Annotated in this window: 9 protein-coding genes and 1 pseudogene; 6 read left to right on the plus strand and 4 right to left on the minus strand. The window is 64.6% G+C overall.

What is annotated here, in order from left to right:
* Nucleotides 1-325: GNAT family N-acetyltransferase (locus tag EOA60_RS11830; protein WP_128311385.1), on the plus strand; the 325-nt coding region annotated here is incomplete at its 5' end.
* Between the two features lie 61 nt (nt 326-386).
* Here EOA60_RS11830 and EOA60_RS11835 read toward each other — a convergent pair.
* Nucleotides 387-2381 carry a PhoX family phosphatase gene (locus EOA60_RS11835; protein ID WP_095825064.1) on the minus strand — a complete coding sequence of 665 codons (1995 nt, stop codon included), beginning with the start codon at nt 2379-2381 and terminating at the stop codon, nt 387-389.
* Nucleotides 2382-2730: 349 nt separating this feature from the next.
* Between EOA60_RS11835 and EOA60_RS11840 the strand changes: the two genes are divergently transcribed.
* From EOA60_RS11840 to EOA60_RS11855, 4 genes and pseudogenes are all read left to right on the plus strand, one after another.
* Nucleotides 2731-3069 carry a hypothetical protein gene (locus tag EOA60_RS11840; protein ID WP_067003308.1) on the plus strand — a complete coding sequence of 113 codons (339 nt, stop codon included), beginning with the start codon at nt 2731-2733 and terminating at the stop codon, nt 3067-3069.
* A 16-nt stretch (nt 3070-3085) separates the two neighbouring features.
* On the plus strand, nt 3086-3787 hold the full coding sequence (locus tag EOA60_RS11845; RefSeq protein WP_067323413.1) for a phosphatase PAP2 family protein: 702 nt from the start codon (nt 3086-3088) through the stop codon (nt 3785-3787).
* Nucleotides 3788-3881: 94 nt separating this feature from the next.
* Nucleotides 3882-4151, plus strand: a complete 270-nt coding sequence (locus EOA60_RS11850) for a helix-turn-helix transcriptional regulator (RefSeq protein ID WP_067003144.1) — start codon at nt 3882-3884, stop codon at nt 4149-4151.
* Between the two features lie 16 nt (nt 4152-4167).
* Nucleotides 4168-4738: pseudogene (locus tag EOA60_RS11855) on the plus strand (STAS domain-containing protein); the annotation flags it as partial.
* A gap of 14 nt (nt 4739-4752) precedes the next feature.
* Here EOA60_RS11855 and EOA60_RS11860 read toward each other — a convergent pair.
* The 3 genes from EOA60_RS11860 to EOA60_RS11865 form a co-directional block, all read right to left on the minus strand.
* Nucleotides 4753-5682, minus strand: coding sequence for a DMT family transporter (locus tag EOA60_RS11860; protein ID WP_067323422.1), 930 nt, complete (start codon nt 5680-5682; stop codon nt 4753-4755).
* A 106-nt stretch (nt 5683-5788) separates the two neighbouring features.
* Nucleotides 5789-5944 (minus strand): hypothetical protein, encoded by a 156-nt coding sequence (locus tag EOA60_RS38920; RefSeq protein WP_245322411.1) that lies wholly within the window; start codon nt 5942-5944, stop codon nt 5789-5791.
* Complete coding sequence (locus EOA60_RS11865; RefSeq protein WP_245322412.1) at nt 5941-6648, minus strand: ATP/GTP-binding protein; 708 nt, start codon at nt 6646-6648, stop codon at nt 5941-5943. The genes EOA60_RS38920 and EOA60_RS11865 overlap by 4 nt, the downstream gene beginning before the upstream one ends.
* A gap of 112 nt (nt 6649-6760) precedes the next feature.
* Here EOA60_RS11865 and EOA60_RS11870 point away from each other — a divergent pair.
* A partial coding sequence (locus tag EOA60_RS11870) for a helix-turn-helix transcriptional regulator (protein WP_164899269.1) occupies nt 6761-7554 on the plus strand: 794 nt, incomplete at its 3' end.

Consider the following 7554-nt stretch of genomic DNA (forward strand, 5'->3'; position numbering starts at 1 on the left):
GCCCGGCCCGTTCACGCTCGAAGCCTTGAGCCTCGGCGAGTTCTGGGGCGTGAAGATCGACGGCAGGCTCGCGGCGATGGCCGGCGAGCGCATGAAGCAGCCCGGCTACTCCGAGCTCAGCGGCGTGTGCACGCATCCGGATTTCCGCGGCGGCGGCCTTGCCAGGCTGCTGTCGCTGTTCGTGGCGAACCGGATCATGGCGCGGGGCGAGGTTCCATACCTGCACGCCTATGACAGCAATGCTCCGGCCATCGGCCTCTACGAGGCTATCGGCTTCCGGTTGAGAACCACCCTGAACATGGCCGTGGTCCGAGGCGTGGAGTAATCGCAAGGTGAGGAGGGTCGCGGATCACCGCAACCCTTCCCCTGCTTAAGCGAGTCGCCAATCAGACCGCGATCTTGCCGCCGCCCTGCTTGGTGATGGCAACGACCGCCGGACGCACCGGCATGTCCGGCTTGAAGTCCGGCCACCGGGTCGATGGATCCTCGTAATAGGAGGGGCGGCCAAAAGCTTCCCAGTCCTCGCCGCCATCGCCCGGATGCTGGACGGCGACGAAGGCGGTCTGGTCGTCCGGCGCGAATAGCGGGCCGCACATCTCGGCGCCGATCGGCACGCGGAAGAACAGCTTTGAGGTCGCCCGCGCCGCGCCCTCGGTGTCGACCGCCCACAGGCCGTCGGTACGGCCGGTGGCCTTCGGGCCCTGGCCGTCGGTCGCGACCCACAGGCGGCCGGCCGAGTCGACGGCACAATTGTCCGGCATGCCGAACCAGCCATTGGCGGTGGTGGCAGTCGAGAAGGTGGCGCCGACATCGGCCACCGAAGGATCGCCGCACTTCAGCAGCACTTCCCACTTGCCCTTGGTGGCGGCGAAGTCGCCGCCGTCCTCGACGATCTCGATGATGTGGCCGAAGGCGTTCGCCGCGCGCGGATTGGCGGCGTCGACCTGGTCGGCCTTGCGCTTAAAATTGTTGGTCAGCATGACATAGACCTTGCCGTTGCCGGCATTGGGCTGAATGTCTTCCGGCCGATCCATCTTGGTGGCGCCGAGCAGGTCGGCGGCGCGACGCGTCTCGATCAGAACGTCGGCCTGGCTGGCGAAACCGTTTTCCGCCGTCAGCGGACCTTCGCCGAACACGATCGGCATCCATTCGACCGAGCCGTCCTCGGCGAATTTGGCAACATGCAGCGTGCCCTCGTCGAGCAGGTTCATGTTGGCGGCGCGGTCGTTCGGATTGAACGTACCTTTGGTGACGAATTTGTAGACATAGTCGAAGCGTTCGTCGTCGCCGAGATAGAAGGCGACGCGGCCATCCTTGGTGACGATCGATTCGGCGCCCTCATGCTTGAAGCGACCCATGGCGGTTCGCTTCCTCGGCACCGAATTCGGGTCGTTGACGTCGACCTCGACGACCCAGCCGAAGCGGTTGGGCTCGTTCGGTTCCTTCGCGAGGTTGAAGCGATCGTAATGCGCGCCCCATTCATAGGCGCCCTCCGGAATGCCGAGGCGCTTGTAGTTGGCGGCCTCCTTGTGGCCTTCCGGCAACTCGCCCGAGAAATAGCCGTGGATGTTCTCCTCGGCCATCACATAGGTGCCCCAGGGCGTGACGCCGCCGGCACAGTTGTTGAGGGTGCCGAAGACCTTGGTGCCAGACGGGTCGGCATTGGTCTTGACGCGATCATGGCCGGCTACCGGACCGGACAGCGCCATTTCGGTGGTGGACATGATGCGGCGGTTGAGCTTGCCGTCACGCACCACCTGCCATTTGCCGCCCTCCTTGCGGATCTCGACGATGCTGCCGCCGTGCGCCGCCATTTCGACATCGACCTGCTCCTTGCTGAGCGGCGCCACCTCGGCGGCCTTCTTGCCGTCCTTGTCGACGATCTTGACGATGCCGGGGAACATCAGATGCGGGTTGGTGTATTCGTGGTTGACGACCAGCAGGCCATGCTCGTCCGAGCCCTCGATCGGGATATAACCGATATAGTCGTTGTTGTAGCCGAACTGTCTTGCCTGGGCTCCGGCCGTTTGTTTTGCCGGGTCGAATTCCGGCGAATCGGTAAAGAGCGGGTCGCCCCAGCGCAAGAGCACGTCGGCATCGTAGCCCGGCGCGACGTGGTGCTTGTCGTCGATGCCGGCCTCGAGCTCGTCGAATTTGAAGGCCGAGACCTCGGCGGCGCGCGCCTCGTCTGCCGCGACGAGCGCCAGCGGGCTCACGGTGGCGGCGATGGCCGAGACAGCCAGCGAACCCCTGAGGAAGTCGCGGCGCGAGAAGCGCGCGGCGATGATCTCGCCCATCGTACGGTTGTCGGTAGGATTGACGGGCGGGCCGTCATTCTCCTCAAGCTGGCTGGTACGGAAGCGAATCTCAGGTTGGGTCATGGGCTGTCCTCTGGCTCTTGAGGTGGCTGGAACGTGTAACCGGTCGAACCCTATAGGCGCCCGATCACATTTTCGTGACATCAGCCCCATTGAGCAATGCCAATTTGCCGGCTGATGACTGTTCGCCCACGCATTGGCGCCACACGAGGCCCACAACACACGGCGAGCAGACTCCCGAGCGCGCTCGGCGCAAGGACGCCAACCATGGCTGCGGGGCTTGCCTTGCGAGATTCCGCCTTCGATCCCGTCGCAGCGTAGCTTGCCCGACGCCATCAGCTTGACGGCTTCGCGCGCTTCGGAAACAAAAGCGGCGAGCGGCGCGGCGAAGGCCGCTTCGGGAGGGATGAACGTGAGTCTCTGGGGACTGGCGCAGCTTGGCGTTTCGACTGTGATTTTCCTCCTGGCCGCGATGGCGGCCAAACAATGGGGATTGGCGCCGAGTCTCGGCAAGATCGTGCTGACGCTGGCGCTCTATTCCGCCGGCAATCTGATCATGCTCAGGCTGATCCGCGAATTCGGCATGTCGGTGTCGTTCAGCCTGTCGGCAGTGATCCAGCTGGTCTCAGTCAATGTCGTCGCGCTGGTCTTCTTTGGAGAGCGCCTCAACACTTTCCAAGCGACAGGCGTCGTGCTGGCGATCGCGGCCGTCGCGCTGATCACGCTCGGACCCTATATGCAGCGGCTGTAATTGGAGCAGGCCCGGCATGAAATCGACCGCCAAGGCGCTGCTCAACAGAATAGAATTCCCGGTGCTTGCGGCCGGGCTGGCCATCGCCTGCGGGCTATGGGGCCTGGTGGAACTCATGGGCGTGGCGCGCGCCACGACTCCGCATGCGTTGGACACGGAAATCCTGCTCGCCTTCCGCCATGCCGGGCAGCCGGACAGCCCGATCGGTCCGCTTTGGCTGCAAGGCGCGGTGCGCGATATCACCGCGCTCGGCAGCACCAGCGTGCTGGTGCTGATCACGACTGCGGTGATCGTCTATTTTCTGCTGATGCGCCGACCGGCGACCGCACTGTTCGTGTTCGTTTCGGTGGCGGGCGGCCAGGCGGCGTCCAGCCTGCTCAAGTTCGAGGTCGACCGGCCCCGCCCCGATCTCGTCTCGCATCTCGTCAACGAGACCTCGCTCTCCTTTCCGAGCGGCCATGCGATGCTGTCGGCGGTGACCTATCTCACGCTGGGCTCGCTCGCCGCGCGTTTCCTACCGAACCGCAGGACGAAGATCTTCGTGCTCGGCCTCGCCGTGCTCACCACGGTGCTGGTCGGAACCAGCCGCGTCTATCTCGGCGTGCATTGGCCGTCCGACGTGCTTGCCGGCTGGTGCGCCGGCTTTGCCTGGGCCATGTTGTGCTGGCTTGCAGCGCGCCTGCTGCAGCGGCGCAAAGTGGTGGCGGACAGCGAATGAGTACTCATGTTTCAACTGTTTGTTAGGATGCTTGAAACATCATGATCTTTGGATTATCCATTGATACTGCAGACTCAGACAGGGGTTCTGGCCGATGATCACTGCCGCGCAGATGCGCGCCGCGAGGGCGTTGGCCGGTATCGACCAGAAAACGCTCGCCGAGCGCGCCGGGGTTTCGCTTCCGACCATCCAACGCATGGAAGCGAGTGAAGGTGTCGTCAGAGGCGTGGTCGATACGCTGATGAAGGTCATCCAGGCACTCGACGAGGCCGGGGTGGAGCTGATCGGCGAGAACCAGGCCAGCGAGCGCGGCGGCAGGGGCGTGCGTCTCAAGCCTGCCACGCCGCAGAACTCCCAAGGCTGAGCCGCACAAGAAGTCGCGACGGGCTTTCCTCACGCTCCTCAGAGCCTCGCGTGGCGACGCGCTGGTGCTGATGGCGACGTTCCTGATCGTCATCCTGCGCGATCTGACGGAAGGCATCGTCGTCGGGCTTCGCGCTCGGGTCGATCCTGTTCATCGATCGCATGGCCAAGTCCATCGCAGTCGAGGCCGATCTGCCGCTGGTGCCGGAGGACGTCGCCGATCGCGCCGCCACTTATGATTCAAGCCAGGCGGCAGACGCCGATACCGTCATCTATCGAATCTCCGGGGCCTTCTTCTTCGGTGCCGCCTTGACCGTCGGCGCCGTGCTCGACCGAATCGCAGACCAGCGCAAGAATTTCATCCTCGATTGCTCGGCGGTGCCGTTCCTCGACTCGACGGCGGCAAACGTCATCGGGGGTGCCGCGCACAAGGCCGGACGCGCCGGCGTGCGCTTGATCATCGCGGGCGCCGCGCCGCAGACACGGCGCATGCTGGTCAACCACGGCCTCAAGCAGCCGCTGGTCACCTATGCCGCCTCGATTCGCGACGCGCGGGCGCAGCTGAAAGGACAATCGCAGTCCGCGTAGAGCGACATGTTCTCTCAAACTGCCGCTTCGATCGGCTCCGCAAGTTTCGGGTTGGCGCGCGCCGCGATCAGGCAGCCGGCGACGATCAGGCAAGCCCCGGTCAGCGTGGTCCAGGCCACCTCCTCGCCGAAGAAGAACCAGCCGAGCGCGATCGCCCAGATGAAGGCCGAGTATTCCGTCGGGATGAGATATTGCGCTTCGGCGCGAGCGTAGGCCCAACTCATCAAGAATTGGCCGGCAAGCGACAGCATCGCCACCCCGACCAGGTGAAGCCACAGGTCACTCGGCAGCGCGACGGCGAGCCACGGCGCGGCGAGACCAAGGATGACCGCGATGCAGAGGTTCTGGAACAGCATGATCTCGACCGGCTTGGCCAACAGCGCCTGCCGCCGCGCGAGGATCAGATTGTAGCCATAGAACACAGTCGATACGAGCACCGCGGCCGTGCCCAGGAGCGCATCCTGCGAGTGGCCGGCCTGCCCGAACTGGCCGGCCAGAATGATCGCGACGCCGGCGATGCCGGCCAGCGACGCCCACACCGCCTGGCGCCGGATTCTCTCGCCCAGCAACAAGGCTGCGAGAAAAAGCGCAAACAGGGGCGCGACAAAGCTGAGCCCGATCGCCTCGGCGAGCGGCAATCTGGCGAGACCCCAAAAGAACGAAACCAGGACGATGCCGACGACCGCGGCGCGTAGCGCATGCAGCCCCAGCACCGGAAGAGCCGGCTTCGAGCGCGGCCCCGCCGACCAGGCGGCGCCCGCGATCAAGGTCGAGACTAGGCTGCGCCACAGCACGGTGTTGTACACACCGACCGCGATGACCAGGGACTTCATCGCCGCGTCCATCCCGGACAAAAGGAAGATCGCCAGTGCGCATACGAGCACCGGGATCATTGGCGACACGGCGGCGCCGGTCAGGCTGGATGTCTTCACGGCTTGGCCCATGTGACGGTTGCTGCCGGATATCCCGGAGCGAGCGGCTGAACCAGATGGCAGCCCCGTCGATATGGCGGTCCAGCCCCGATCGACCTCGTTCCCGCCGCAATCGTCCTCAGTCGAGCTTCAGCGCCGCGACCGCGCCTTCGTTCATCAGCGGAACATAGATGGTCGAGTTGCCGTCGGTGCCGATATCGGCGCTGCCCGGCTTGAAAGTGGCGATCGCTTCCGGCGCGCCGCCGCCCTTGTAGCGATAGAGCGTGCCGGTCATGTAGGCGGTGGCATAGATCGTGTCGCCGATGGCGATGACGCCGTCGAGGTCGGCAAATTTTGCGCGCCCGGCAGCGGCGTCACCTTCTTTCTGGCGACGTCGACGGCCAGCAGGCCGCCCGGCGCCGCCGTGCTGAAATCGGGCTTGATGCCCTTGCCCCAGGACGCGACGATCAGCCGGTCGCCATCGGCGAAGACGCCATTGGGCGAGGCGAGCAGCGCATCCTTGATGAACAGCTCCGGTTTGTCGCCGTCGATACGGTAGATCGTGTCGGCGAGCATATCCGTGACATAGACCTTGCCCGAGGCATCGGCGGTCATGTCGTTCAGGAAGACGGCGCCGGGCACATCGATGGTAGAGACCAGCTTGCCGCTGGCGAGGTCGACGACGCGCACCTTGGTGATGTCGGCGGCGTAGAGCTTGCCGCCGGCAATCGCCATGCCCTTGGGCGCGTCCATGCCGTCCACCCAATGGCGGCTGATGACCTTGCCGTCCAGCGACAGCAGCGACAAATAGCCGTTGCCATCAGCTTCGCCCGGATTGCCGACGATGTTGGAGACGACGATGCGCTTGTTGGCGGCATCGACCAGCGCCGATTCCGGCTGCTCGAAGCCGCCGGCGCGCCAGATCTCGCCGGCCTCGGCGGTGGCAGCCGTTGCGATGCCGGCGATGGCGAGAAAGGTCGAAGCGATGAGGTTTTTCATGATGCTCTCCTGTGTTGACGGCCAAGAGCTAGGTTTTTCGATACTTTTCCGGAAGCCAGTTCGAGCGTAGTATCGAGGAGCGATACGAATTCGCGCAAACGAGGTGCATTCCATGAACGGGCCGATCTTCGAGGCGCTGAAACGGACATTGAAGGCCAAGGGCCTGACCTACCGGGCGCTGGCCGAGCGCATGGGCGTTTCCGAGCCGACAGTGAAGCGCATCTTCCATGAGCGCAACTGCAAGCTCGATCGGCTGATACAAATCTGCGCCGCTGCGGACGTGGAACTGGAGAATGTGCTGGGCTCGATGAACCGGGGACCGGGACCGGCCAACCACGTCGCGCCGGAGATCGAGCGCAAGCTCGCCGCGCGGCCGGCGCTGCTCTTCGTCTTCATCATGCTGTCCGAAAAATTCACGCCCGAAGGCATCATGCGCTCACAGGGTCTCAGCGAAGCTTCGATGTTTCTTTATCTGCGCGACCTGGAAGAGCTTGGGCTGGTGGCGCTCGGGCGCGGCCTGTCGGCAAGATTGCTGGTCGAGACACCGATCCAGTGGGATTTCGAGGGTCCGCTGCGGCCGCATTTCGAGACCACCAACAAGAATTTTGTCGGCTGGGCGATAGCCCATCTTGAACGCGAAGCGACCTTCGTCAGCTTCTCGCGGCGCATGCGGCCGGAAACGGCGGAGATGGTGCGGCGCGAGGCGGAGGACTTGGCGGAGCGCGCCAGGCTGCTTGCCCATCACGACCAGCACACCACGCCGGAAGAGCGGCTCATCGGCTACAAATGGACCTTCGCCTTCGGCGCGACGCCGTTTCCGGCGATCATGCCGATCGGACCGCATCCGCGCGATGCCGGCGCTCGGACGGATGCCGGGGCGAAAGCAAGGCGGCCGCTGCCGGCGTA

It is taken from the genome of Mesorhizobium sp. M1A.F.Ca.IN.020.06.1.1, from assembly GCF_004023265.1.
Taxonomy (GTDB): Bacteria; Pseudomonadota; Alphaproteobacteria; order Rhizobiales; family Rhizobiaceae; genus Mesorhizobium.

Excerpts from the sequence above, each read along its gene's own strand:
- EOA60_RS11835 (WP_095825064.1), bottom strand. The coding sequence starts at position 2,381 with ATGACCCAACCTGAGATTCGCTTCCGTACCAGCCAGCTTGAGGAGAAT.
- EOA60_RS11845 (WP_067323413.1), top strand. The coding sequence starts at position 3,086 with ATGAAATCGACCGCCAAGGCGCTGCTCAACAGAATAGAATTCCCGGTG.
- EOA60_RS11850 (WP_067003144.1), top strand. The coding sequence starts at position 3,882 with ATGATCACTGCCGCGCAGATGCGCGCCGCGAGGGCGTTGGCCGGTATC.
- EOA60_RS11860 (WP_067323422.1), bottom strand. The coding sequence starts at position 5,682 with ATGGGCCAAGCCGTGAAGACATCCAGCCTGACCGGCGCCGCCGTGTCG.
- EOA60_RS38920 (WP_245322411.1), bottom strand. The coding sequence starts at position 5,944 with ATGACCGGCACGCTCTATCGCTACAAGGGCGGCGGCGCGCCGGAAGCG.
- EOA60_RS11865 (WP_245322412.1), bottom strand. The coding sequence starts at position 6,648 with ATGAAAAACCTCATCGCTTCGACCTTTCTCGCCATCGCCGGCATCGCA.